At 34.4% G+C, this 23,970-nt stretch carries 25 protein-coding genes; 7 read left to right on the forward strand and 18 right to left on the reverse strand.

Annotated elements, in window-relative coordinates; translation table 11 throughout:
- Positions 1-7: 7 nt before the first annotated feature.
- Both ACMDB5_RS14090 and ACMDB5_RS14095 read right to left on the reverse strand, forming a co-directional pair.
- Positions 8-517, reverse strand: coding sequence for a cupin domain-containing protein (locus ACMDB5_RS14090; RefSeq protein ID WP_413998898.1), 510 nt, complete (start codon positions 515-517; stop codon positions 8-10).
- A 14-nt stretch (positions 518-531) separates the two neighbouring features.
- Positions 532-1,098 carry a sugar O-acetyltransferase gene (locus tag ACMDB5_RS14095; protein ID WP_413998899.1) on the reverse strand — a complete coding sequence of 189 codons (567 nt, stop codon included), beginning with the start codon at positions 1,096-1,098 and terminating at the stop codon, positions 532-534.
- A 106-nt stretch (positions 1,099-1,204) separates the two neighbouring features.
- Here ACMDB5_RS14095 and ACMDB5_RS14100 point away from each other — a divergent pair, with 106 nt between their 5' ends.
- Complete coding sequence (locus ACMDB5_RS14100; protein WP_413998900.1) at positions 1,205-2,032, forward strand: helix-turn-helix domain-containing protein; 828 nt, start codon at positions 1,205-1,207, stop codon at positions 2,030-2,032.
- 322 nt (positions 2,033-2,354) lie between these two features.
- Here ACMDB5_RS14100 and ACMDB5_RS14105 read toward each other — a convergent pair whose 3' ends face one another.
- The 3 genes from ACMDB5_RS14105 to ACMDB5_RS14115 all read right to left on the reverse strand — a co-directional run bounded on the left by ACMDB5_RS14105 (position 2,355) and on the right by ACMDB5_RS14115 (position 4,920).
- Positions 2,355-2,894, reverse strand: coding sequence for an SRPBCC family protein (locus ACMDB5_RS14105; protein ID WP_413998901.1), 540 nt, complete (start codon positions 2,892-2,894; stop codon positions 2,355-2,357).
- Between the two features lie 363 nt (positions 2,895-3,257).
- Complete coding sequence (locus ACMDB5_RS14110) at positions 3,258-4,016, reverse strand: alpha/beta fold hydrolase (protein WP_413998902.1); 759 nt, start codon at positions 4,014-4,016, stop codon at positions 3,258-3,260.
- Between the two features lie 10 nt (positions 4,017-4,026).
- Positions 4,027-4,920, reverse strand: coding sequence for an EamA family transporter (locus tag ACMDB5_RS14115; protein WP_413998903.1), 894 nt, complete (start codon positions 4,918-4,920; stop codon positions 4,027-4,029).
- A gap of 151 nt (positions 4,921-5,071) precedes the next feature.
- On the opposite strand from ACMDB5_RS14115, the gene ACMDB5_RS14120 reads away from it, so the two are divergent.
- Positions 5,072-5,533 (forward strand): Lrp/AsnC family transcriptional regulator, encoded by a 462-nt coding sequence (locus ACMDB5_RS14120; protein ID WP_413998904.1) that lies wholly within the window; start codon positions 5,072-5,074, stop codon positions 5,531-5,533.
- 122 nt (positions 5,534-5,655) lie between these two features.
- Here the strand turns inward: ACMDB5_RS14120 and ACMDB5_RS14125 are convergent, their stop codons facing one another.
- Both ACMDB5_RS14125 and ACMDB5_RS14130 read right to left on the reverse strand, forming a co-directional pair.
- The gene (locus tag ACMDB5_RS14125; protein WP_413998905.1) at positions 5,656-6,465 is read right to left on the reverse strand and encodes a lysophospholipid acyltransferase family protein; all 810 of its coding nucleotides are present in this window, start codon (positions 6,463-6,465) and stop codon (positions 5,656-5,658) included.
- 106 nt (positions 6,466-6,571) lie between these two features.
- The gene (locus ACMDB5_RS14130; RefSeq protein ID WP_413998906.1) at positions 6,572-7,222 is read right to left on the reverse strand and encodes an NUDIX hydrolase; all 651 of its coding nucleotides are present in this window, start codon (positions 7,220-7,222) and stop codon (positions 6,572-6,574) included.
- A gap of 96 nt (positions 7,223-7,318) precedes the next feature.
- Between ACMDB5_RS14130 and ACMDB5_RS14135 the strand changes: the two genes are divergently transcribed.
- A complete protein-coding gene (locus ACMDB5_RS14135; RefSeq protein WP_413998907.1) occupies positions 7,319-7,753 on the forward strand; it encodes a DUF4268 domain-containing protein in 435 nt (144 codons plus the stop codon).
- A gap of 75 nt (positions 7,754-7,828) precedes the next feature.
- Here ACMDB5_RS14135 and ACMDB5_RS14140 read toward each other — a convergent pair whose 3' ends face one another.
- From ACMDB5_RS14140 to ACMDB5_RS14190, 11 genes are all read right to left on the reverse strand, one after another.
- Positions 7,829-8,239: a hypothetical protein gene (locus ACMDB5_RS14140; RefSeq protein ID WP_413998908.1), complete on the reverse strand. Its 411-nt coding sequence runs from the start codon at positions 8,237-8,239 to the stop codon at positions 7,829-7,831.
- Positions 8,240-8,249: 10 nt separating this feature from the next.
- On the reverse strand, positions 8,250-9,194 hold the full coding sequence (locus tag ACMDB5_RS14145; RefSeq protein WP_413998909.1) for an NAD(P)H-dependent flavin oxidoreductase: 945 nt from the start codon (positions 9,192-9,194) through the stop codon (positions 8,250-8,252).
- 30 nt (positions 9,195-9,224) lie between these two features.
- Positions 9,225-10,412, reverse strand: coding sequence for a tRNA 2-thiouridine(34) synthase MnmA (gene mnmA / locus ACMDB5_RS14150; protein WP_413998910.1), 1,188 nt, complete (start codon positions 10,410-10,412; stop codon positions 9,225-9,227).
- A 73-nt stretch (positions 10,413-10,485) separates the two neighbouring features.
- Positions 10,486-11,199, reverse strand: coding sequence for a toxin-antitoxin system YwqK family antitoxin (locus tag ACMDB5_RS14155; RefSeq protein ID WP_413998911.1), 714 nt, complete (start codon positions 11,197-11,199; stop codon positions 10,486-10,488).
- Positions 11,200-11,290: 91 nt separating this feature from the next.
- Positions 11,291-13,195 carry a membrane protein insertase YidC gene (gene yidC / locus ACMDB5_RS14160; protein WP_413998912.1) on the reverse strand — a complete coding sequence of 635 codons (1,905 nt, stop codon included), beginning with the start codon at positions 13,193-13,195 and terminating at the stop codon, positions 11,291-11,293.
- Between the two features lie 82 nt (positions 13,196-13,277).
- Positions 13,278-14,891 (reverse strand): CTP synthase, encoded by a 1,614-nt coding sequence (locus tag ACMDB5_RS14165; protein WP_413998913.1) that lies wholly within the window; start codon positions 14,889-14,891, stop codon positions 13,278-13,280.
- A 157-nt stretch (positions 14,892-15,048) separates the two neighbouring features.
- The gene (locus ACMDB5_RS14170; protein ID WP_413998914.1) at positions 15,049-15,282 is read right to left on the reverse strand and encodes a DUF3820 family protein; all 234 of its coding nucleotides are present in this window, start codon (positions 15,280-15,282) and stop codon (positions 15,049-15,051) included.
- A 95-nt stretch (positions 15,283-15,377) separates the two neighbouring features.
- Entirely contained in the window at positions 15,378-15,779 is a 402-nt protein-coding gene (locus tag ACMDB5_RS14175; RefSeq protein ID WP_413998915.1) for an OsmC family protein, read from the reverse strand.
- Positions 15,779-17,722 carry a LysM peptidoglycan-binding domain-containing protein gene (locus ACMDB5_RS14180; RefSeq protein ID WP_413998916.1) on the reverse strand — a complete coding sequence of 648 codons (1,944 nt, stop codon included), beginning with the start codon at positions 17,720-17,722 and terminating at the stop codon, positions 15,779-15,781. The genes ACMDB5_RS14175 and ACMDB5_RS14180 overlap by 1 nt, the downstream gene beginning before the upstream one ends.
- 125 nt (positions 17,723-17,847) lie before the next feature.
- On the reverse strand, positions 17,848-19,377 hold the full coding sequence (gene guaA / locus ACMDB5_RS14185; protein ID WP_413998917.1) for a glutamine-hydrolyzing GMP synthase: 1,530 nt from the start codon (positions 19,375-19,377) through the stop codon (positions 17,848-17,850).
- 198 nt (positions 19,378-19,575) lie between these two features.
- Complete coding sequence (locus ACMDB5_RS14190) at positions 19,576-20,223, reverse strand: hypothetical protein (protein WP_413998918.1); 648 nt, start codon at positions 20,221-20,223, stop codon at positions 19,576-19,578.
- A gap of 278 nt (positions 20,224-20,501) precedes the next feature.
- Between ACMDB5_RS14190 and ACMDB5_RS14195 the strand changes: the two genes are divergently transcribed.
- From ACMDB5_RS14195 to gldI, 4 genes are all read left to right on the forward strand, one after another.
- Positions 20,502-20,912 (forward strand): RidA family protein, encoded by a 411-nt coding sequence (locus tag ACMDB5_RS14195; RefSeq protein WP_413998919.1) that lies wholly within the window; start codon positions 20,502-20,504, stop codon positions 20,910-20,912.
- A 43-nt stretch (positions 20,913-20,955) separates the two neighbouring features.
- Entirely contained in the window at positions 20,956-22,212 is a 1,257-nt protein-coding gene (locus tag ACMDB5_RS14200) for a voltage-gated chloride channel family protein (RefSeq protein WP_413998920.1), read from the forward strand.
- 67 nt (positions 22,213-22,279) lie between these two features.
- The gene (locus ACMDB5_RS14205) at positions 22,280-23,287 is read left to right on the forward strand and encodes a DHH family phosphoesterase (protein WP_413998921.1); all 1,008 of its coding nucleotides are present in this window, start codon (positions 22,280-22,282) and stop codon (positions 23,285-23,287) included.
- Between the two features lie 6 nt (positions 23,288-23,293).
- The gene (gene gldI / locus ACMDB5_RS14210; RefSeq protein ID WP_413998922.1) at positions 23,294-23,923 is read left to right on the forward strand and encodes a gliding motility-associated peptidyl-prolyl isomerase GldI; all 630 of its coding nucleotides are present in this window, start codon (positions 23,294-23,296) and stop codon (positions 23,921-23,923) included.
- The last annotated feature ends 47 nt before the right edge of the window (positions 23,924-23,970 follow it).

Consider the following 23,970-nt stretch of genomic DNA (forward strand, 5'->3'; position numbering starts at 1 on the left):
GTTTATTTTATTTTTTGTTTGCTTCTTTGTAAACTTCGTCTGTCACAGGATCGAACCAATTATTTTCGTTGCTACTCGGATTTCCGTTCGTAGCCAAATGCGAGAACCAACTTGTAGCCGTTGCGCCGTGCCAATGCTCGATATTTGGAGCAATTTCCACAATGTCGCCAGGTTTTAAATGTCTTGCTTGTTTTCCTCTTTCTTGATACAAACCTTCGCCGCCAACAACAATCAAAAGTTGCCCACCAGTGTGGCTATGCCAATTATTTCGGCAACCAGGCTCGAAGGTTACATTTGCCATTGGCACATTCAAATTTTTATCTTTCGTTAAAGGAGCTAACCAAGATTTTCCTGTAAAATATTGTGCAAAACCTGTGTTTTCTTCTCCCGTGGGGAAATCGCTTATTTTTGGAATATTTGTTTTCATAACTGCTGATTTTTTGTCGGATTTGTTTTGTGCATTGACCTGATAAATAGCCATAAAGGCAATGAAAGTTAGTGAAATTATATTTTTCATTGTCAGATTGGATTTTAAATTTCTTTAATGATTTTTGCAGGAATTCCGCCAACAATACAATTATCTGGAACGTCCTTTGAAACCACCGAACCTGCTGCTACAACTGCATTTTCGCCTATCGTTACACCTTGCAAAATGGTTGCGTTGGCACCAATCCACGCATTTTTTTTGATGAAAATTGGAGCAACATTTAACGAATGTCTTTCGGTTGGTTCAATAGGATGCCCTTCGGAAAGCAAACTTACTTTTGGCGCTATCAAAACGTTATCTTCAATGGTAATTCCACCTAAATCCAGAAAAACACAATCGAAATTGATGAATACATTTTTGCCGATTTTGGTATGTTTTCCGTAATTGATGTACAATGGTGTAAAAACGGTTACACTTTCATCAATTACAGTATCGGTAATTTGGCTTAATAAATTTCTAATTTCTGCTGGATTTGTAGCATTATTCATTTCCACCAATAATTTTTTGGTAGCAAACGAAGCTTCACGCATTTTATAGGCTTCGTTGTCGTTTGATGAAATGGTTTCACCTTTTTTTAGTCGTTCAAATATGTTATTATCCGTATTTCTCATCTTTTGTTTTATTTATATAACAAAATTAATTCATTTTCTATTCTTATTTATGACACCAATTGCGTTAATAATGTCAAATATTACTTATTTTAGCTAAAAAATACAGATGAGTAAAAGTGCATTGCCAGATGTTTTATTTTTAGAAATAAAAAGCGAAATAGATTTTCCACATAATTTTAAAAATCTGTACCACACCCATTTGTATTGCCATATCGGAAGTATTCATTTTATGTTTAACGACCAAAAGATGGTTTGCAAAAGCGGACAGTTTTTGTTTTGGTTTGCGGAAAGTAGCTTGTCGGGATTAGAATTTTCTAAAAACTTTAAAGCGTCTGTTTTATTAGCAGAAAAAGATTTTTTGATGGATAATATTCCAGATCAAAGTTGGAGCATTAATGCACAATTGCATTCACGAGTTTATCCGATAAAAGATATTCAATCGAAATCTATAAAAGAAAAAATCTTAACGAATTTTAAACGATTGAACGAACGTTTTTTAGAAACCAACCATCGTTTTTATGAAGAAGTTTTGAAGTTACAAATGCAATTATTTATCTTAGAAATGTGGCATACGTTTGCCAATGAATACGACCAGCGCAAGCATAGTTTGCAAACCGGAACTTTGTACGAGCGATTTATTCAATTGCTTCAACAGCACTGTTTAAAGCATCGGGAAGTGCAATTTTACAGCAACGAATTAAATATTACGGCAAAATACCTCAATCATCTTTGTAAAATTCACTCAGGAATTACTGCTTCGGATTGGATAAAGCGACACGCCAAAGAACGCATTATTCTTTTGCTTCAAAATAAAACTCTCAACATTTCCGAAATTGCTGATGAAATGGATTTTAGCAGTCGGTCGTTTTTCACAAGATATGTGAAAAAGATTTTGGGTGTAACTCCGAGTGAGTTTAGAGATCGATTGAATTAAAGTTCATTTTGTTTGGTCGGAAAGTTGAATTTAAGTCTTGGTTTGTTGCTGTGCAGTGTCGTCATACCATAGCCTATAACGTCAGTCTGTGAAAAAACCTTCGTTGATTTCTTTCAAAAATAGCTAAATTATTTTAACAAAAGGAAGAAAAGTAATACATTTAGTGATGCAACATATCAGTGGAATTTCCCGCCATCAACTAAGTTTATCTAGTTTAGAAGATACTATTTTGCCAGAAAATCGTATTCGGACTTATAACACTCTAAAAGTTTTTAATAACTTAACAATGCTTTACATAGGAACCGCTGTTAGCGGCTCCTTTTTATTGTTCGTCTTTTTCAAGCAGTTCTTTCAATGTTGTCAAACTGGCATCCATATCTTTTGGAAAATTCTTTTCTGCCATTGGAATAAATATATTCATCGGATATTTCAATGTACCACAATTAATCAAAGTTACTTTGGTTTGATTATCGGATAGGGTTTCTGTCTCCATTATTACATTTGCAACGGTGGCCATTGGTTTTATAAAACGAATTTGAGTTTCTATTCTTTTCCCTTCAATTATTCTCATAATTTGCTTCTCTCCTTCACCTGCTTTTTTGTTACCGTTCCAAGAAATAACAAAGCCTACTGTTCCGTCTATTCCTTTGTATTCCCATTTTCTGTCTGGGTCTGCCTTCGCCCATTTATTAAATTTGTCTTGGTTTTTAAGTAGTCTTAAAAAGTCAAATACTTTTTGGCGAGGTGCGTTGATGACAATTTCACGCTTGACGTAATGTTCCTTTTTTAGAAAAAGAGCCATAATTAAAAACAGGCCAATGATGCCAACTATTACAAGTAGAATTGTTATTACAATGTTCATTTTATTTTTTTGTTTTTAATTTGAGTTTTCCAAAACGTTTTTATTCTTGTTTTGATTTAGAATGACCGTTACTCGTGCTCACAAACTAATTCAAATCTGTTCCTAAAACTGTGTTATCGTTATGACCTTAGCTTGTGGCACTGCCATTAACCCTAAAGTTTCGTCCCATTTTCTTTCCAAACTTATACTTTCTACTCATTGCCTTTCTAAGTAAAAGTAAACAAAAAAAGAGGCATTGCTACCTCTTGTCTCTACTAAACCTCAATCACGATACCTCTTGAAGGTGTAATCTGTTCCGTTTCACACAGGCTGCATTAATTCGTCTTTCAAAAGCAACGAAGCCTTAGCTGTTGTAGGCCGTTTTTATTTGGTTATATTTAGGATATAGTCAATAGTCTTGGTAATTACTTGTTCGGTTGCTTCTTTGTGAGGCGTGTGTCCAATGTTTGGAATGATAAATTTTTCGGCTTGTCCACTTACTTGACTGATTGTTTTTTCTAGCTGTGCCAAAGTTCCATATTCGTCTGCTTCGCCCTGTATGAACAAAAGCGGACAAGTAATACCCGATAAAAAATGCTCAATGTTCCAATTTCGGTAATCATTCCGTGTCCAGGTTTCTGTCCAAGCCTTAAAAATAGTTTCAACTTTTTCACCGTGGTATTTCGCCAATCGTTCAGGCAAGTTTGTAGTATTATAACTCTCAATAGCTTCATAAATACCTTTCAACGTTTCGTCTTCTACAAAAATGTGTCCTGCTTCTACAATGGTAGCTTTTATTTTTTCAGGATATTTACTTGCGGTTAGCAGTGCTATTGTTCCCCCGTCAGAATGTCCAAACAAAATGGCGTTGTCAATATCTAATTTGCTTAATAATTCATTCAATACATCTGCTTCCAATTCCATATAGTTGGTTGGTCTTTCGTAGGTAGGCATTGGCTCCGATTTTCCATAACCTAAACGATCATACATCAAAACATTGCATTGTGTGGCTTCTGCCAATTTTTGCGGAAAATCACGCCATAATTGCGCACAACCCAAACTGTCGTGAAGAAACACAAGCGTAGGTCGGTTTTCGTAATTGTTCTGGTACTCGATGTAAAGTTCTTTGTGGTTGCTATTCATAAATTAAATTTTAATGGATTGTGATTTGCTTTTCTCTTTTCGTTTTTACGATGTTGAGCCAAATAATTGCCCCTAACATCAACCCAATTCCGATGATTTGAAAAAAACTGATTTGTTCGTTTAAAATGATATAGGCACAAAAAATGGCGGCAGGCAATTCTAATGTCAATAGAATTGAACTTAATCCTGTACCGATTTTTGGCATTCCTGTTGTGAAACAAATAGGTGGAATTACGGTGCCAAAAACAGCCAAAAATGTTCCCCATTTCAATAAGCCTAAATCAAGATGTGTACTTGTGGTAATCGATTTTAGGTTAATCAATAAAATCATCAATGCAGAACCCGTTGTCATCAATGCGCTTTTTTCAAACATCGGAACATCATTGCCCAATCTGCTTGTAAATAAAACATAAAGCGTGTAAAGTAATGCCGATGTCAAACTCAACATAATTCCAAAAACGGAAAAATTAAAATCTTTTACATTCAATAAATTCCCTGCTAAAACAGTTCCAATAATAATTAAAACGGAAGCCAACAATTCAAAATTTGTCGGTTTCTTTTTAAAGAAAATCCATTCTGCTAACATACTCATCCAGGTCATTTGCATCAACAAAACGATGGCTAATGAAGCCGGAATATAAGCCACTAATAAATAATAAGTATAAGCTGAAATACCCATAGAAGTTCCTGCCAAAAGCAGTTTCCAATTTCCGGCTAGTTTAAAAGAACGATTTTTTATACTTCTAAAAAATACGATTGACCACAAAATAACTGCACCAATTAAGGCTTGCACAAAGGTAATTTCTCCTGCAGTGTAACCTTGCCCATAAGCGATTTTTGCAAAGGATGCTAACATTCCGTAACTTAAAGCACCCAATATTACAATGCTAATATATCTTGTCATGAAAATTTATTTTGTCCGTGCAAATTTATATAATATGAAATTAAGTTTTAATTACAGCTAACATATAAGTAAAATATCCTTTTTAAACATTAACCAACCGTGTTATGTCCTAAAAAGTATTTATTTTTTTATCTTTATCGGAAAAAATCCGATGGAAGAATTAAGTACACAAGAAATTGAGTTGTTGCGATTGCTTCAAAAGAACTCAAGATTTGATATTTCTGATTTGACAGAGAAATTAAATATGTCCCGAACTTCGGTTTATGACAGAATTAAAAAGTTAGAAAACGAAGGCTATATTAAGGAATATGTCGCCATTGTAAACCAAAGAAAAGTGGGCTTGAAATTTACCGTAATTGTCAATTTATCACTCAATAGTCAGCGAATTGAATATGTGGAAGAATTTTTAGAACAAATTTCGGATCTGGACGAAGTAATGGAAGCTTATGTTACCGGAGGTGTTTTTGATGTTGTACTCAAAGTCGTTACTAAAGACCCCGATGCATACAATGATTTTGTTACAAGAAAATTGTCTGCCATTCCGCATATCAGTAAAATCCAAAGTTCATTTGTTATGCGGTATATCAAACAAACTTCGGCTTTACCATTTTGATTTTTACATCCAGATTTACAAGTAAAGGGCTTTTCATACCAAATAACAAACCCGACCATTTCTTAAAACGGTCGGGTTTGTTTATTTAATTCGTCACAAATTAATCAATAGTTAGAATTTTACTAATAATCCCACTTGCGGTATTTGTTTAATTTTTCATGTTCTTCTATTTCTTCAGCTGGAATTACTTTTAGAAAAGATGGATGTTGCTCGATGGCATATTCTACTTTTTCTACGATTTCATCAATGGTATCGTTATCGTAATCAATTTTTAATGGCTCCTTGATGATAAAAGATTGCAAAATCCCTTTCTTTTTCATACGCAATCCCTTTTTGTCAAATGAACGTCGGAAACCATCGATAACTATTGGGACAACGATAGGTCTGTGTTGTTGGATAATATGCGCCGTTCCTTTGCGAACTGGCTTGAAAGATTTGGTTGTTCCTTGCGGAAAAGTGATTACCCAGCCATCCTTAAGCGCAATTTTAATATTTTCGGTATCATTGGGGTTTATATCACGCTTTTCGGCAACATCAACTCCTTTGGCACGCCAAGTTCGCTCCACCGAGATCGCTCCCACATAAGATAAAATTCTTGGCAATAGACCGGCACGCATTGTTTCCTTGGCGGCAACATAATAAATATTCATTTTAGGCTGCCACAAGTAGCATACATTTTTTATAGAGTCTTCTCTTCCACTAAGACTGGCATTAAAAACATGAAACATTGCCACTACATCGGCAAAATAGGTCTGATGATTAGATATAAAAAGTACGTTTGTATCTGGCAAATTACGGATTATCTCTGAGCCTTCAATCTGTAATTCATTGAAACCTCTATAACGTCTATGCGTAATTGCTCCAAAAACTCGGATTAACCATTTTTTTATAAATAGAATGTGACCAAAAGGATTTCTCTTAAATAATCCCATAAAATATTTGTTTATTTTCTAAATTAGGAAGGCAAACTTACGAAATTTATTTTTGAAGTATGCTTGATGTTTAAGCTTCTAAAAATGCCTTTAAATCACTAAAAAATCAAATTTCAGATTGTAAAACTACATTCAAAACATCTTTTAATTCACTAAGAATCATCGCTGTTGCTCCCCAAACTATATGCCCTTCGATATCAAAAGCCGGAACATTGATATTTTGAGCATAGGAAGTGGAAAGTTTTGCTTCGGTTACTATTTTATCACTTAAGAAAACCGACAATGGCAGTTCAATGATTTGGGCTACTTCAGAAGGATCCCGTACAAAACAAATTTCGTCTTTACAGATTCCTAAAAAAGGATACACGATAAAATTACTCGGAGGAATATACATTGGGGTAAAAGGCTTGATCACCTTCATTATTTCCGGACTAATTCCAACTTCCTCATGGGTTTCTCTCAATGCAGTTTCGCTGAAATTTTCATCTTTTTCTTCATATTTTCCTCCAGGAAATGCAATTTGTCCAGAATGAACTCCTACATAGGAATTCCGAACAATAAGTACCAAATGTGTGATTCCGTCTTTAGGATAAAATAACATCATTACCGCTGCTGTTCTTGGATTTTCATTTTTAACAGCATTATTTTTCAAACCTTCAATTCTTTCGAATGGCGCCATTTTAATATGAGCTTCCGTAGCCGGAAGTTTTGCTTCAACTAAATTGGGAACAAATTCTAAAAAATATTGAAAATCCATAATCAAAGACTATTTTTGCATTCAAAAAAAGAATATAAATATAAGTTAGAAAATAATAATCTACAAATTTTCTAGAAACCAATCCTAACAAACAAAATGTACAGCAAAGAAGAAACTCAAAAATTAAAGCGAGAATTCTGGGTCTCATTCGCCGAGAAATATCCCCGAAAATGGGTGCTATACGATACCAAAATAAAAGATTTCTCTTTTAAATTCTATGTAGACAATAAAAAAGCGCAAGTGCTAATTGACATTGAACATCGTAACGATGACAAGCGCAATGCCTATTTTGACAAGATAGAAGCCTTAAAAAACATCCTGGAAGAAGAATTTATCAAAGATTTAGTGTTTGAAAGAAACTACGTACTCGAAAACGGAAAAAAAATTAGTCGAATTTGGATCGAAAGATTAGGTGTAAGCGTAAGTAACCGTAACTATTGGGATGAAATTTTTGATTTCTACAACGAAAAAATGAATGCTTTGGAACTGTTCTATTCAGAATACGACGAGTTTATCAAAGACATTGAATAAATTTAAAAAAAACGCTGATTTACTATTTCTAAATAGTAAATCAGCGTTTGTAATTTTTATATAAATAGTTTTCAACTACATATTAAAAATATTGTATACAATAATTCGGTCGTCATAACTGATATACAGCTGCTTTCTATTATCCTGTTTTTTTCTGGTAATTATAGAAAGAGTACAATTCTCCCCATTATTATCTTTACAAGTAAAAGAATAAACAATATCTGTATCATTTTCTTCGATAGGCTGATAAACAACTATTTCAAACAGTTGAATCATTTCTGAATAAACCACAATCCTGTTTTTATTAGTATCCAACGTAATTGGAATATTCACTAATTGAAGATCAGACCATTTTCCCCATTTGCCCTTATCGTTTTTTTCTAAAACACTAAGACCAGACGTTTTGAATTGGTAGCTTTGACTATAGGAATGTTGCAAACCAAGTCCTAAAAAAAGCAACACTATATATAATTTAATTTGGGTCATTGTTTATCAGTTAAAAATTAAAACTCATTACTTCTTTTCTGGCTGTTTCAAAATCGGTCATCATTTCCATAACGATTTCTTCTGCAGAATTTATTTCGTGAATCAATCCAGCAATTTGACCTATTTCCAGTTCGCCTTCAATTAAATCACCTTCAAACATCCCTTTTTTGGCTCTAGCCCTACCCAACAATTCAATTAATTCTTCTTTCGTAGGACATTTTTCGTATAAATGTTGAATATCCTGATAGAATTTATTTTTTATTAATCGAACGGGAGCCAATTCTTTTAAGGTCAATTGTGTATCGCCTTCCTTTACTTCTACAATCGTTTTCTTAAAACTCTCATGGGCTGAGGATTCTATAGATGCAGCAAATCTACTTCCTACTTGAACAGCATCGGCTCCGAGTGCCATCGCAGCAAGCATCCCTCTTCCTGTGGCTATTCCTCCTGCGGCAATAACCGGAATTGTTATTTGTTCTTTTACCATTGGAATCAATGTAAAAGTAGTCGTTTCATCTCTTCCGTTATGGCCTCCTGCTTCAAAACCTTCGGCAACAATTGCGTCAACACCGGCATTTTGTGCTTTTAATGCAAATGCAGAACTACTGACAACGTGTACAACGATGATGCCATTTTCTTTTAAATAGGAAGTCCAAGTTTTGGGGTTTCCTGCCGAAGTAAAAACGATTTTCACCCCTTCCTCAACAATAATTTTCATTATTTCATCGATATTAGGATACAGCATTGGCACATTTACACCAAAAGGTTTAGAAGTGGCTTTCTTGCATTTTTGAATGTGTTCCCGCAAAACTTCGGGATACATTGAACCCGCTCCTATAATTCCTAATCCGCCGGCATTACTGACCGCACTGGCAAGTTTATAACCACTCACCCAAATCATTCCTGCCTGAATAATGGGATATTTAATTTTAAAAAGAGCTGTGATTTTATTCATTTACGGTAATTCCTAAATATAAATACTAAGCTAAGAAATAACTCCCGAACCAACTAATTCATCGCCTAAATGCCAAGCCACAAATTGTCCTTCGGTAATAGCTGATTGTGGTTCTTCAAAAGAAACATACATGCCGTTTTCATATTGATGCAAAGTTGCTTTTTGCAAAGGCTGCCTGTAGCGTATTCTTGCCATTACTTCCATTTGCTCTCCATTGACCAAAGCCAAATCAGTACGAACCCAATGCACTTCGGATTGCTCTATAAATAATGCAGAACGAAACAAACCCGGGTGATGACTTCCCATTCCTGTGTAAATTGTATTGGTATTTACATCTGTTGCTATTACAAATAAACCTTCAGCTGTACCCCCAACATTCAACCCTTTTCGTTGTCCTACTGTAAAATAATGAGCTCCTTGATGTTTCCCTACCACTTTGCCCATCTCGGGAGTGTAGGCAATTTTATTTGAAGCAAAAGCTAACTCTTCTTTCAAAGTTAAATTATCTTTTTTCTCTAAACTATAAACCGGATTGTTTTTGTCAATTTGGATAATCAAACCTTCTTTTGGTTGCAATTTTTGTTGCAAAAATTCCGGTAACCGAACTTTTCCAATAAAACACAATCCTTGAGAATCTTTCTTTTCGGCAGTTACCAATTCCATTTCGGCGGCAATTTCACGTACTTCCGGTTTCGTTAATTCTCCAATAGGGAATAAGGCTTTTGACAATTGCTCTTGTGATAATTGACAAAGAAAATAAGACTGATCTTTATTATTGTCAGCCCCGGCTCGCAATTGGTATATTGTTTTTCCGTCAACTTCAATTTCACTTTTTTGACAATAATGTCCTGTAGCCACATAATCGGCGCCCAGACTTAAGGCAATTTTCATAAAAACATCAAATTTTATTTCACGATTGCAAAGTACATCCGGATTTGGAGTACGCCCTTTTTCATATTCGTTGAACATATAATCAACGATTTTCTCTTTGTATTCTTCGCTTAAATCAACGGTTTGGAATGGTATTCCTAATTTTTCGGCTACCAATAAAGCATCATTGCTGTCTTCTAGCCAAGGACAATCATTAGAAATAGTAACTGAATCATCATGCCAGTTTTTCATAAAAAGACCGATCACCTCATATCCTTGTTGTTGCAACAAATAAGCAGCAACACTTGAATCAACACCTCCAGAAAGTCCTACAACAACACGCTTCATTTCAAAATCTTTATTAATTTTATAAGTCGGCAAAGTTACAAAGTTTTACCGCAGTATCTTAGCAAGGACAAACTTAATTGCGTTTGCTCTTTGAGGCATTCTCAAGATCGCTCATATTGACTTCCTTGACTTGTTTTCCTTTTTCAAAAAACTGCCAGACACCTGTTTTTTTGCCTTTTGAAAATTGCCCTTTTGAAGCAATATTACCATCAGAATCTTTAAAAACAGCCAATCCGTTATATTCATTATTCTTATAAGTGGATTCTTCAAGTACAATCCCGTTATCCGAATATTTCTTGTAAACGCCATCTTTCAAATTATTCTTAAAATTAATCTCTTCGGCAATTTTTCCGTTAGGATAAAATACGGAACGCAAACCTTCCAACTTTCCATTCTTATAATTCTCAATGGTCATTACAATCTGCGAAGCTTGATGGTAGTATTTCCATTGCCCTTCAAATAATTTATTTATCACTTTCCCTTCGCTTACCTTGTTTTTTGCCTGATCATAAAAAACAGTGTAAGCCGAATTATCATTTGCATTAAACTCCCTAGTAGCAATTACGGATTTAGCTTTGGTATCATCATAAAAATTGAAAACTCCAATTTCTTTTCCATGTTCAAAAACGCCCTCATATTTTGGTCTTTTGGATTCTCCATAAAATCCTTTCCAAAGCCCATGTTTTTTTCCTTTTTCGTCTAATTTATTGAAATCGGTTTGTGCCTGAAGACAAAGTGTACCCAAAAAAAACAAAGTGATCAATCCTTTTTTATAAAATGTTTTCATAAATATCTTTTATATAATAACGAGTTCTTAGAATCAAAATTACAACTGAAAATAAAAAAATCCCGACAAATCGGGATTTTTTTCAATTAAACTATTTCTTTTTTTGTTGGGCTTTTAAAGCTTCTTGCTGTTCCATAACTTCTTGAAGTTTTCGTTGGAACTTACCTTGTTTTTTAGGCTCTTTCAATTTGTTTTCCTGAATTTGAGCGTGAATCTTATCACTGTCAATAAAATATCTTTTGATGACAATCATAATACCAATAGTAATCAAATTCGAAATAAAGTTATACAAACTCAATCCTGCTCCATAACTGTTGAAGAAAAACAACATCATGATTGGCGAAACATAGATCATGATTTTCATCATTTTAGCCATATCTGGCATTCCTTCTTGTTGCGGAGCAGCCATTTGTTGATCACCAGAAGTCATTTTCATATAAAAGAAAATCGCAATTGCTGCCAAAACTGGGAACAAACTGATATGATCTCCATAAAAAGGAATATGAAACGGTAATTTTATCACTTCATCAAAAGACGATAAATCATCTGCCCAAAGGAAACTTTTTTGTCTTAACTCAAAAGCTGATGGGAAAAACTGAAACGAAGCATACATAAAAGGAAGCTGAATCAATGCCGGAATACAACCTGCCATAGGATTTACTCCCGCTTTGTTGTACAACTTCATCGTTTCTTGTTGCTTTTTCATTGGGTCTTTCTTGAATTTTTCTCCCAATTCAGCAATTTCAGGACGCAATACTTTCATCTTGGCTTGAGACAAGAATGATTTGAAAGTAATAGGCGACATTGCAATTTTTATAAGAATTGTAAAAATAATAATTGCAATACCGTAAGCAATGTAAGAACTCAAAAATCCGAATAATGGAATAAAAATAAATTTATTAATCCATCCAAAAATACCCCAACCTAATGAGATGATTTTATCTAGATTTTGATCGTAAGCTTTTAAGGTTTTATAATCTGTTGGTCCAAAATACCAGCTCATCTTATAGTCTAATTCACCATTGGTAAAAGCAAGAGGTAAATTAGATTTAAATTGCTTTGTAAAAGTGGTATCTATTTTCTCATCATTAACTAAATTAGTCGAATGCAATTTAGCGTTTTCAAAAGGCGTTTTCGTCAAAAGAATCGTTGAGAAAAAGTGTTGCTTATAAGCGATATATGTTGCTTTTTCAGGACTAGCTTCGTCATTTGAACCAAGTCCTGCATAATCAATTTTTCCGCCTTCATGTTCAAAATAGATTTCAGTATAACGGTTCTCGTAAGAAATACTTTTCTCGTTTCTGTAACTTTTCAAACTCCATTCTAAATCTAATGGTTTAGAAGTATTCAAAACTTTGTTCAAACCTTGAGAACGAAGATCAAAACCAATCATGTAATCGTTTGGCTTCAATGCGTATTTGTATTCTAAAAATTCATTAGGTCCTGCTTTCAATTTCATCGAAAGAATTTGATCCTCACCATTTTTAGTCAAAGTAGGCTCAAAATAAAGATCTTTGGTATTTAATGTACGATTATCGCTAGTAAGCAATTGTACATTCAAATTAGCATTATTGTTTTTTACCAACTCAACTAATTCTCCAGATCCTTTTTTGAATCTTTCGAAATTCTTTAAAGTAGCTTCAACAATGTACCCCCCTTTATTGGCGATTTTTAGTTTGACCAACTCGTTTTCGATTGTAGTATAGCCTTCTTTGGCAGAAGGAAGTGTTGCAGAATAAGCAAAATTCCCTAAAGTTTTTTCCAATTTAGCCAACTGAGTTGAATCGCCAGTTGTAGCAACAGCTACAGTAGCGTCGGCAACTGCTTTGTCATTTAATTCCTTGGCTTTGGTCGCCTTAAGAACCAGCTCTTTTTGAGCTTTCTCAGCTTCAATAGCTTTAGGATCGGGCTGATTATTATAGATTATCCAAATTAATATCCCAAAAATCAATGCAAAACCTATTATCGAATTCGGGTCAAACTTTTTTTGTTCCATTATAAAAATTATTTATTTTTTATCGTTTATTGTTTTCCAATAAACAAAATTAGATTTCATTACCTTTTTGGTAAACTGAATGTTATTTCTTTTTTGCCTTTACAGCTGCCGCAACAAAATTCACAAATATCGGATGTGGGTTTGCAACGGTACTTTTATATTCAGGATGGTATTGAACTCCAATGAAAAATGGGTGATTTTCTATTTCTATAATCTCAACCAAACCTGTATCAGGATTTACCCCAGATGCTATCAAACCAGCATTTTGCAGCTGTGCCACATAATTGCTGTTGTACTCGTAACGGTGACGGTGACGCTCTGAAATAGTTTCTTTTTCATAGATTTTATATGCCAATGAATCCTGCTTCAAATCACATTTCCATGCTCCAAGACGCATTGTTCCTCCTTTATTGGTAACTGTTTTTTGTTCTTCCATCAAGTTTACAACCGGATGAGGCGTTTGATCGTTCATCTCAGTCGAATTCGCATCGGCGAAACCTAAAACATTTCTTGAATATTCAATGACAGCCATTTGCATTCCCAAACAAATTCCGAAAAATGGAACCTTGTTTTCACGCGCATAACGTACTGCTTCAATCTTTCCTTCGATTCCTCTTTCTCCAAAACCTGGCGCTACAAGAATTCCGTCAAGACCTTTTAATTTCTCATCGATATTTGTTTCGTCAATATGTTCTGAATGAATCGAAACAACATTAACTTTGGTTTCATTAGCAGCACCTGCATGAATGAAAGCTTCCAAAATCGATTTGTAACAATCTTGCATTTCTACATATTTCCCAATCAAACCAATATTTATAGTATGCTTTGGATTATTTAATCGCTTCAAAAACGTATTCCAGTTTTTTAAGTCTGGAGCCGCTTTTTTAGGCAAATCTAATTTTTTCAATGCAACAATATCAAGACCTTCTTCTAGCATTAAATTAGGTACTTCATAAATAGTAGCAGCATCAATAGATTGAATAACGGCTTCTCTTTTTACATTGCAAAATAAAGCTAATTTATTGCGAATTTCGTCTGAAATTTCGTGCTCCGTTCTACAAACTAAAATATCTGCTTTAATACCGCTTTCCATTAAAGTTTTTACCGAATGCTGAGTTGGTTTAGTTTTCAATTCACCAGCAGCAGCCAAATAAGGCACTAAAGTTAAATGGATTACAATAGCATTGTTTTCTCCTAAATCCCAAACCAATTGGCGAACAGACTCTATATAAGGTAAGCTTTCAATATCTCCTACAGTTCCACCAATTTCAGTGATAACAATATCATAATCACCTGAATTACCAAGCAATTGCATTCTATCTTTAATTTCATTGGTAATATGCGGCACTACTTGTACCGTTTTTCCAAGAAATTCCCCTCTTCTCTCTTTTTCAATAACCGAAAGATAAATTCTTCCTGTAGTAACATTATTAGCCTGAGAAGTAGGAACGTTCAAGAAACGCTCATAGTGTCCCAAATCTAAATCGGTTTCAGCACCATCATCAGTCACATAACATTCTCCGTGTTCGTATGGATTTAATGTCCCTGGGTCAACATTTAAATAAGGGTCGAACTTTTGAATAGTTGTCCTATACCCTCTTGCTTGTAACAATTTTGCCAAAGACGCCGCGATTATTCCTTTCCCTAAGGAAGAAGTCACACCGCCAGTAACAAAAATATATTTCGTTTGATTCATTCTATTGTTGTTTGTGTTGTAGTTGTGTAAAAAACTTGGCAAAAGTACAAATTAAATTAGAGAATTTGCCAATTAGATAATGAGAAAATAAAGAGATAAGCTAATTAGATAATCCGACAATTAGATAATAAAATTTTCATTACTAGCAATAATCTAATTAACTCGGTTTTGGATAACGTTTTTTAATGTTTCGTATCAATTCTTCAAGCCCGTTTAGCTTTAACTCATAAACCAATTTTAGCTGTTCCCCTAATTCTCCTTTCGGAAACCCTTTATTATGATACCAAACCACATAATATTCTGGTAGATCAATTAGGTGTTTTCCTTCGTATTTACCAAAAGGCATTTTAGTATGCGCTAATTTGATCAGTTGTTGTTGATTTTTATCCATTTATTTTATAAAAGAAAGAGAAAAGAATAAAGGAATAAGAGAAAAAATTACATCAGCGAATCCTTTCTCTTATTCCTTTATTTTCAGTTCTAAAATTATTTCCAGTTAAAAGTGATTCTCTTTTCGATATCAGAATTTAAACTTAGAAAAACCGGGCAAGTCATAGCGGCTCTTTCTAAAATAGTTTGGTTTTTAGGATCCGAGGTACCGCACATTTCAAATGCTATTTCTATTGCGCCAATTCTTCTTGGCTCGGCATTCATAATTTTAGTTACCGAAGCCGTAGCGCCTGTCAAATCAACATCCATTTCGCGGGATTTTATACCCATTATAGTCATCATACAACTTGCCAAAGCATTAGCAACAGTATCAGTTGGCGAAAAAGCTTCTCCTTTACCGTTATTATCTAAAGGCGCATCTGAGATGATTTCATTTCCGGATTGCAAATGTATAGATGATGTTCTTAACTCGCCTAAATAGGTTACTTTTGATGTCATTATTTTGCTTCTTTTATTGTTAAATCGCTATCGTAATACAATACAAATACACCTTTATTGGTATATCCTGCGTCTTCTTTTTTATAGTACTCAAATTTATTATCTACTTGTAGCGTTGCAGTAGAATTCACCGTTTCTTCAAAACTTTTATTCTGAGACAATCGCAACAAAGTATCAAAAGTAACATCAAAACCGCGTGTTGCAAAATCGCTAGGAGAAACATTATTTAACTTTCTATATTTATTCTTAAAAATCAAAGCCTCAGCAGAATCATTACTACGCGTTACCGAAGGATACATCAGTCTTAATTTTGTTAGATTTAAAAAGTTAATTTCATCGGTATCTAAAGTTTCATTTGGCTCTAAAACCACCAGCTGTATCTGATACATTGGCAAAGCACTTACCATTGCTGCCATAGTTGTTTTTACCATCCCGGTATTCGCCGTTTCCATTAGCACATAATTGATTTTGTCTTTAACCAGCATAGCTTTCAAACTTTCAGCAGATACACTTCCGTTTTCTTTGAAAGCTACAAAACGAACATCCTTTTGATATTGTTGAATATATTTAATTACAGATTCTTTTTTCTTATCAACAACTGCTATAACATTTCCTTTTTTAGACCTCATATAATCAAAAACGGTGTTTCTGACAACATCAACAGTGGGAATTGTCTGAAAAAGGTTAGCGTAAGGATTCCCAACATCTTTTGATAGCGGAGAAATAACAGGAACGTTGTTTGCGCTCAATAACTGCGCTGTGGCTTCGGCATTGCTTTGATAAAAAGGACCAACAACAGCATCAGCCGATTCTAATTTATTATTACGAACAATAGCCGCCACATTAGAACTATTTTTGGTTTCTTGCGAATCGTATATTTCTACATCAACAGGAAGTCCAAGAGCCTTAGCTGAATCGACAGCCATTAAAGCTCCCGAATAAAAATCCAAGGTCATGTTCAAAAACTTATCTTTTTTCAAACGATCAACAGTCGAATTGACAGTATCTCCTTCAATCTTAGATATATTAAAAGGCAACAACAAAACCATTCTTTTGCGATCTCCATTAGTCGTTTTTTTTGATAAAGAACTAATCTCTTTTTTAGCATCGGTTGAAACCAAACTTTTTGAAGGAACCATTAAAGTCATTCCTGTCTCCACTCCATTCTTCAATTCCGGATTAAGAACAATTAATTCTTCTTGGCTCAGTTCAGTCATTTTTGACAAGCTGTAAAGTGTTTCCTTCGGTTTCACCTCATACATAACATAATCAGTGGCAGCTAATTTTTTTGAAGGACTCGGCTTTAAAGCTTCTTTTTGAGCTTCAACCTTCTCAATAGCTTTCACCGCTTTTGGAGCATTTCCTTTGATTATTAATCTATATCCAATTGGCAAATTAGGAATAATTTCAGGATTGCGTTTTTCCAATTCTTCTATAGAAATTCCATATTGTTTCGCAATTGAATATTTCGTTTCCTTTGCAAGCACCTCATGATAAACAACTTTAACCGGAACAACAGCAGTTATTTTTGAGCTGTTTTTTGAAGGAATAACAAGAGTTTGTCCTATTTGCAATCCGTCCTTTTCAAGGCTTGGATTGGCTTTTTTCAAATCTTCATCCGAAACGCCATATTTTTTTTCAATCCCGTACAAAGTTTCTTTAGCAACAACCTCATGTGTTTGAGACTTCGCACTTATCTTTAACGGTGTACTTGGAATCTTAGCAGATGTTTTATTAGGGATAAGCAAAGTTCCATTAGGCTTTAAACCTCTTTGCGCATCTGGATTTAATTGATAAATATCAAATGGAGTCACTTTATACTTTTGTGCAATTTGACTAATAGTTTCCTCTTTTTCTATTTTATGTGTTATTATTTTTTCTTGTGAAAAAGCACTCCCAACAAACAAGAAAATTGTCATATAAATCGCGAAAAAATACTTCATTATTTTATTTGTAAAATTAATAATTCAAAGATAACTAAAACGGTATCAAATTTTATTCCAAAATCTGATACCGTTTCTATAAAGAACATTAGAAATAATGACTTTTTAATAAGTAAGATATTACTCTATTCCCATTCTATTGTTGCTGGCGGCTTAGAGCTAATATCGTACACTACTCTATTAACACCTTTTACTTTATTGATAATATCATTAGACACTTTCATCAAGAAATCATACGGTAAATGTACCCAGTCAGCTGTCATACCGTCAGTAGATTCAACAGCGCGAAGTGCCACTACTTTTTCATAAGTACGCTCATCGCCCATTACACCTACACTATTTACAGGAAGAAGGATTGCTCCCGCTTGCCATACTTTATCGTATAATCCCCAAGATTTCAAGCCTTCAATAAATACAGAATCTACATCTTGCAAAATTTGTACTTTCTCTGGCGTAATATCTCCTAAGATTCGGATTGACAATCCTGGTCCTGGGAAAGGATGTCTTCCTAACAATTCTGGATCAATTCCTAGACTAGCCCCTACTCTACGTACTTCATCTTTAAAAAGCATGCGAAGCGGCTCTACAATTTTCAATTTCATATAATCTGGCAATCCACCAACATTATGATGCGATTTGATAGTTGCAGAAGGTCCCTTTACAGAAACCGACTCAATAACGTCAGGATATATTGTTCCTTGCGCCAACCATTTTACATCTTCAATAAGATGCGACTCATCATCAAAAACTTCGATAAAAACTCTACCGATAATTTTACGCTTGGTTTCCGGATCACTTACTCCGGCAAGTTCTGACAAGAAACGATCTCCGGCATCTACTCCTTTTACGTTCAATCCCATTCCTTTGTATTGATCTAATACATTTTGGAATTCGTTTTTACGAAGTAAACCGTTATTTACAAAAACACAATATAAGTTTTTCCCGATAGCCTTGTTCAATAATACCGCAGCTACAGTAGAATCTACTCCTCCTGAAAGTCCAAGAACCACTTTGTCGTCTTGCAATTTCTCTTTAAGTTCAGCAACCATATCTTCAACGAAAGCACCTGGCGTGAAATTTTGAGGAACCTCGGCAATTTTCACCAAGAAATTCTCTAACATTTTTGATCCATCAGTAGAGTGAAAAACTTCAGGATGGTATTGGATGGCGTAAGTAGTTTCGCCCTCAATTTTATAAGCAGCAAATTCTACATCATGAGTGCTAGCAAGCTTTACTCCATTTGCTGGCAAGGCTTTTATACTGTCGCTATGACTCATCCAAACTTGGCTATTCTCTGAAACACCTTCAAAGAAAACTTCATTCTCTTTTATAAAAGATAAATTAGCTCTACCATATTCTCTCGTATTTGAAGCAGCTACTTCCCCACCACTAAAGTGAGCTAAATATTGCGCCCCGTAACATACGGCAAGTACAGGCAATTTGCCTCTAATTTGAGATAAATCAGGATGTGGTGCATCTTCTCCTCTAACAGAAAATGGACTTCCTCCAAGAATTACGGCTTTATAACTTGATAAATCACTCGGAAAATGATTGTATGGGAAAATTTCGCAGAATATATTTAATTCGCGAACTCTACGCGCAATAAGCTGAGTATATTGCGATCCGAAATCTAAAATAAGTACGTTGTGTTGCATGCGCAAAAATACTTTTTATATTTGGAATTGAAAAATTGAAATTTGAAAAAATTAAAATTTATTTATATCCCAATAAACATCAAGTATTTTGAAGATTGTTGTTCTTTAAAATAGGATAATATTGAAAGAAAAATCTTTTATTGAGATTCTGTCTTTTTACCCAAAAAACAGAATCTCAATAAAAAACACAATTACAACCTACTCTTTTGTAAGAATTAGAGTTGCTTTAAATCCAGTTCCAAGATTCCACTGACTAGCCGATATCAAAACTCCTTTGTCATCATAAACCTTAAACTCAGCTGTATTTGGTCCTGAACTACCTTGATTCAGAGCTTCAAAATCAATTTTATTAAAACCTTTTTCCAGTTTTATTTCAAAACCTTGAAAGTTACTATCTAAATTCACTTGATATTGAATCACTTTGTCATTCAAGTACACACGAATCTGATCGCCATCCACATAAGCGGCATCACGATACATCACTTTTGCGGTAACGGCTGTGGTTTTAAAATCTCCCAGATTTTGATTTCTTCTATAAACTATCCCTTCCGATGGCTCTTCTTTTTTATTTAGTTTATCTCTAATAGCATCTCCCGGATTAATAAATTCATTTTTAGGAATCATCGAAATAGTAACAGGTTTCTCTATTAGCGCAGAAGGATTCGGTTTTTTTGGAACATCGGGCGCAACAACCTTTGGAGGCTCAGCAACAGGAGGCTTAACCTTCTTAGATTTAAACTTGGTATCTATAGGTGGTATCGCTTTGAACTTAGAATTAAATTCATTTTGGGAGTATCCTTTTACCGACAATCCTAGTATTAAAACATAAAAGAGTATTCGCTTCATAATTTTATAATCTATAATAATCAATTGTGTAATTTTTTAAAAATAAAAAACCAATGGTATAAAAACCTAAAAATGCTGTTAATTAACTTTCTTTTATAACATCAAATTTTCAAATTTATTTTCCAATAAAGTATAAAACACTTTAAATCCTTTTTTGAAAATCGCCTTTTTATATAAAATCAGTATTCTTTATTTTACTATTTTTACAAATGGCAAAAAATATACCAAACTTTAAATTAGTTAGTATTCTTAAAATCTAAATCCAAAAAAGAATCAAAATGAAAAGAGAAAACATACTAACAGGCTCTCCTTGGGAAGAGAAAATGGGTTATTGCAGAGCGGTTCGCATTGGAGACATTATTGAAGTATCCGGAACAGTTGCAATTGTTGATGGTGAAATTGTAAAAGCCGATGACGCTCATGCTCAAACACTGAACATCCTAAAAAGAGTCGAAAAAGTACTTAAGGATCTTAATGTAAGTATGAAAGACGTTATTCGAACCCGAATATTCACAACTGACATTACTACTTTTGATGCCGTTGCGAGCGCTCACGCTAAATTTTTTAAGGACATAAAACCAGCAACCGGATTTTATGAAATCAGTAAATTAATGGCTCCCGAATATTTAGTGGAAATAGAATTTACCGCCATTGTCACCGAAAAACCACTAATTCAAGAAGGATTGTAATACTTTAGCCAAAAATTACTTGTCAATTTTCGTATTGAAACGAATGAATTTAGAAAAAATAAAAAAAACAATACCACTTCTTACCAAATGGCTTTTCATTTGTATCCTAATAGGCTTTTTATCCGGTTCTGCTTCGGCTTTTTTTCTAGTGGCCTTAGAATGGGTGACACAAATTAGAGAGCACAATAATTGGATTATTTGGCTTTTGCCAATTGGCGGACTCCTAGTAGGATTGAGTTATCATTATTATGGAAAAGAAGTTGTAAAAGGCAATAACTTATTACTGGAAGAATACGAAAATCCTCAAAAGACAATTCCTTTAAAAATGGCACCATTAGTGCTTATCGGGACTTTAATAACTCATCTTTTTGGAGGCTCAGCCGGTCGCGAAGGAACTGCCGTACAAATGGGAGGCGCCATAGCCGATCAATTCCGCCGGATTTTCAAACTCGATACTTCTGATAGAAAGACACTTATTATTCTAGGCATCAGCGCCGGATTTGCTTCGGTTTTTGGAACTCCATTAGCCGGCGCTTTGTTTGCGTTAGAGGTTTTGTATTTTAGCCGAATTAGTTTAAAAAGCAGTATCTTATCATTTTTGGTTGCGTTCATCGCCTATTTTACAGTAGAATTCTGGGAAGTAAAACACATTCATTACACAATTCCCTTGGTTCCGGATATAAGCCTAGAAACGTTGCTTTGGATTATTCCTGTAAGTATTCTGTTTGGATTAGCGGCCATGTTATTTTCCAGAAGCACTCATTATTGGGGCGCACTATTTGCAAAAAACATAAAATATCCTCCACTTCGCCCTTTTATTGGCGGGCTGTTGTTTGCTATTATCATGTATTTTATAGGAACCACAAAATACCTTGGTCTAGGTGTTCCCGTTATCGTAGAATCCTTTTCGAAACCAAGTGAAAATTACGTTTTTTTACTCAAAATATTGTTTACTGGATTTACGCTTGGTGCGGGATTTAAAGGTGGCGAAGTAACTCCTCTTTTCTTCATCGGCGCCACATTAGGAAGTACTTTATCTCTCTTTATTCCTCTCCCTATCGCCTTATTAGCAGGAATGGGATTCGTAGCTGTTTTTTCGGGAGCAACCCATACGCCAATAGCATGCACAGTAATGGGAATAGAACTTTTTGGCATAGAAAGTGCATTATTTATTGGAACAGCCTGTTTTATTGCTTATTTCGCATCGGGTTCAGTGGGGATTTACCATTCACAACTTTTAAAAGGACCTAAATATCATTTGTACGAAAAATTTAAAAGAAGAAAATTAGATGATTTCTAATATGAAAAAGCATGTTAATTTTTAAATGATTTAAAACTTTACATTAAAAAATGTAATTTCGCAGACTATGAAAATACAAGACATTCAAGCGATAAAGTTGTTATTGGCAACACCAAAAAAAATTGTAATCATCCCGCACAGAGGACCTGACGGAGATGCTATGGGATCTACCTTAGGATTATACCATTTTTTATTAAAGAACAATCACGAACCTATTGTGATTGCCCCAAATGAATTTCCTGATTTCTTGGCTTGGCTTCCTGGCTCAGAAACCGTTAAAATATTCGAAAAAGACAAGGAAAATTGCACTAAAATCCTTGAAGCAACTGATCTGATTTTTACATTGGATTTTAATGCCTTGCATCGTACTGGTACAGACATGGAGCAAGTATTAGCCCAGCAAAAAGCGCCGTTTATCATGATCGATCATCATCAAAAACCTGATGATTACGCTGCTTATACTTACTCTGACACTTCTTTTGGATCAACTTGCGAAATGATCTACAACTTCATCTCTTTCCTTGGAAAAAAAGAAGATATAGACAAAACTATCGGAACCTGTATTTATACAGGAATTTTGACAGATTCCGGTTCTTTCCGCTTTCCTGGTACTACAGGAAATACGCACCGAATTGTAGCCGAATTGATCGATTTAGGTGTAGAAAACACCAAAATCCCAAGTTTGCTTTTTGAGAACAGTTCTTACAGCCGTTTGCAGTTATTGGGAAGAGCGTTGCAAAACATGAAAGTCCTAACAGATCATAAGACTACTTATACGACACTAACCCAAGATGAATTAAATACATTTGGTTATGTTAAAGGAGACACCGAAGGCATTGTAAATTACGGATTAACGATAAAGGGAATTGTTTTTACGGCTATTTTTATCGAAAATAAAGAAGAAAAAATCATCAAAATATCATTCCGTTCTCAAGGTAATTTTGATGTCAATCAGTTTGCCAGAGATCATTTTAACGGAGGTGGACATCAGAATGCTGCAGGAGGAAAATCAGAAGTATCAATGGAAGAAACAATTGCCAAATTTGAAGATTTAGTAACAAAACTAACGCTATAGAACATCATGAAATTAAAGCATTTTATTTCCATCTCATTCATTTTATCTATACTCGTTTCGAGTTGTAAACAGGAACAAGAAGTTCGTAGACCTATTTCGCATAGCTCTGGTTCTTTTATGAAAAAATCGGTAGTCCGAAATAAAAAATTAGTAGCAACCGAAGAAGATCAAATCAAAGCCCTCATCAAAAGCACACCTACGATTGAATATTTCACTTCAACCAAAGGCTATTGGTATTCTTATGAAACTAAAAATGAACTAGACACCTTGACTCCTAAAAAGGGTGATATTGCTTTTTTTGATTATGAGATAAAAGACCTAAAAGGCAATATTATATACTCTGAATTAGAATTAAGACCCCAAACCTATCGCGTAGACAAGCAAGACATCATGATGGGATTAAGAGACGGAATCAAATTAATGCATAAAAACGAAAAAGTAAACTTCCTTTTCCCATCTCATATAGCTTATGGATATCATGGCGACAATAAAAAAATAGGCGTAAACCAGCCATTACTTTGTACAGTTACGCTACGTGATTTCAAACCCGAATCGGTTTATAAAAAAGAAAAAGAATCAAGTCCGATTATTGATGCTAATCCCACAAAAAAAACAATTACCGATAGTTTAGAATAATAAAACCATTACTGATCAAATAAACCCAAAAAAAACACCATTAAATA

Origin of the sequence: Flavobacterium sp. W1B, from assembly GCF_047344965.1 — a bacterium.
GTDB lineage: Bacteria > Bacteroidota > Bacteroidia > Flavobacteriales > Flavobacteriaceae > Flavobacterium.

Excerpts from the sequence above, each read along its gene's own strand:
- ACMDB5_RS14180 (WP_413998916.1), bottom strand. The coding sequence starts at position 17,722 with ATGAAGTATTTTTTCGCGATTTATATGACAATTTTCTTGTTTGTTGGG.
- ACMDB5_RS14095 (WP_413998899.1), bottom strand. The coding sequence starts at position 1,098 with ATGAGAAATACGGATAATAACATATTTGAACGACTAAAAAAAGGTGAA.
- guaA (WP_413998917.1), bottom strand. The coding sequence starts at position 19,377 with ATGCAACACAACGTACTTATTTTAGATTTCGGATCGCAATATACTCAG.
- ACMDB5_RS14145 (WP_413998909.1), bottom strand. The coding sequence starts at position 9,194 with ATGAATAAAATCACAGCTCTTTTTAAAATTAAATATCCCATTATTCAG.
- ACMDB5_RS14205 (WP_413998921.1), top strand. The coding sequence starts at position 22,280 with ATGAAAATACAAGACATTCAAGCGATAAAGTTGTTATTGGCAACACCA.
- ACMDB5_RS14105 (WP_413998901.1), bottom strand. The coding sequence starts at position 2,894 with ATGAACATTGTAATAACAATTCTACTTGTAATAGTTGGCATCATTGGC.
- ACMDB5_RS14090 (WP_413998898.1), bottom strand. The coding sequence starts at position 517 with ATGAAAAATATAATTTCACTAACTTTCATTGCCTTTATGGCTATTTAT.
- ACMDB5_RS14170 (WP_413998914.1), bottom strand. The coding sequence starts at position 15,282 with ATGGATAAAAATCAACAACAACTGATCAAATTAGCGCATACTAAAATG.
- mnmA (WP_413998910.1), bottom strand. The coding sequence starts at position 10,412 with ATGAAGCGTGTTGTTGTAGGACTTTCTGGAGGTGTTGATTCAAGTGTT.
- ACMDB5_RS14120 (WP_413998904.1), top strand. The coding sequence starts at position 5,072 with ATGGAAGAATTAAGTACACAAGAAATTGAGTTGTTGCGATTGCTTCAA.
- ACMDB5_RS14165 (WP_413998913.1), bottom strand. The coding sequence starts at position 14,891 with ATGAATCAAACGAAATATATTTTTGTTACTGGCGGTGTGACTTCTTCC.
- yidC (WP_413998912.1), bottom strand. The coding sequence starts at position 13,195 with ATGGAACAAAAAAAGTTTGACCCGAATTCGATAATAGGTTTTGCATTG.
- ACMDB5_RS14135 (WP_413998907.1), top strand. The coding sequence starts at position 7,319 with ATGTACAGCAAAGAAGAAACTCAAAAATTAAAGCGAGAATTCTGGGTC.
- ACMDB5_RS14190 (WP_413998918.1), bottom strand. The coding sequence starts at position 20,223 with ATGAAGCGAATACTCTTTTATGTTTTAATACTAGGATTGTCGGTAAAA.
- ACMDB5_RS14175 (WP_413998915.1), bottom strand. The coding sequence starts at position 15,779 with ATGACATCAAAAGTAACCTATTTAGGCGAGTTAAGAACATCATCTATA.
- ACMDB5_RS14130 (WP_413998906.1), bottom strand. The coding sequence starts at position 7,222 with ATGGATTTTCAATATTTTTTAGAATTTGTTCCCAATTTAGTTGAAGCA.
- ACMDB5_RS14195 (WP_413998919.1), top strand. The coding sequence starts at position 20,502 with ATGAAAAGAGAAAACATACTAACAGGCTCTCCTTGGGAAGAGAAAATG.
- ACMDB5_RS14115 (WP_413998903.1), bottom strand. The coding sequence starts at position 4,920 with ATGACAAGATATATTAGCATTGTAATATTGGGTGCTTTAAGTTACGGA.
- gldI (WP_413998922.1), top strand. The coding sequence starts at position 23,294 with ATGAAATTAAAGCATTTTATTTCCATCTCATTCATTTTATCTATACTC.
- ACMDB5_RS14140 (WP_413998908.1), bottom strand. The coding sequence starts at position 8,239 with ATGACCCAAATTAAATTATATATAGTGTTGCTTTTTTTAGGACTTGGT.
- ACMDB5_RS14155 (WP_413998911.1), bottom strand. The coding sequence starts at position 11,199 with ATGAAAACATTTTATAAAAAAGGATTGATCACTTTGTTTTTTTTGGGT.
- ACMDB5_RS14100 (WP_413998900.1), top strand. The coding sequence starts at position 1,205 with ATGAGTAAAAGTGCATTGCCAGATGTTTTATTTTTAGAAATAAAAAGC.
- ACMDB5_RS14110 (WP_413998902.1), bottom strand. The coding sequence starts at position 4,016 with ATGAATAGCAACCACAAAGAACTTTACATCGAGTACCAGAACAATTAC.
- ACMDB5_RS14200 (WP_413998920.1), top strand. The coding sequence starts at position 20,956 with ATGAATTTAGAAAAAATAAAAAAAACAATACCACTTCTTACCAAATGG.
- ACMDB5_RS14125 (WP_413998905.1), bottom strand. The coding sequence starts at position 6,465 with ATGGGATTATTTAAGAGAAATCCTTTTGGTCACATTCTATTTATAAAA.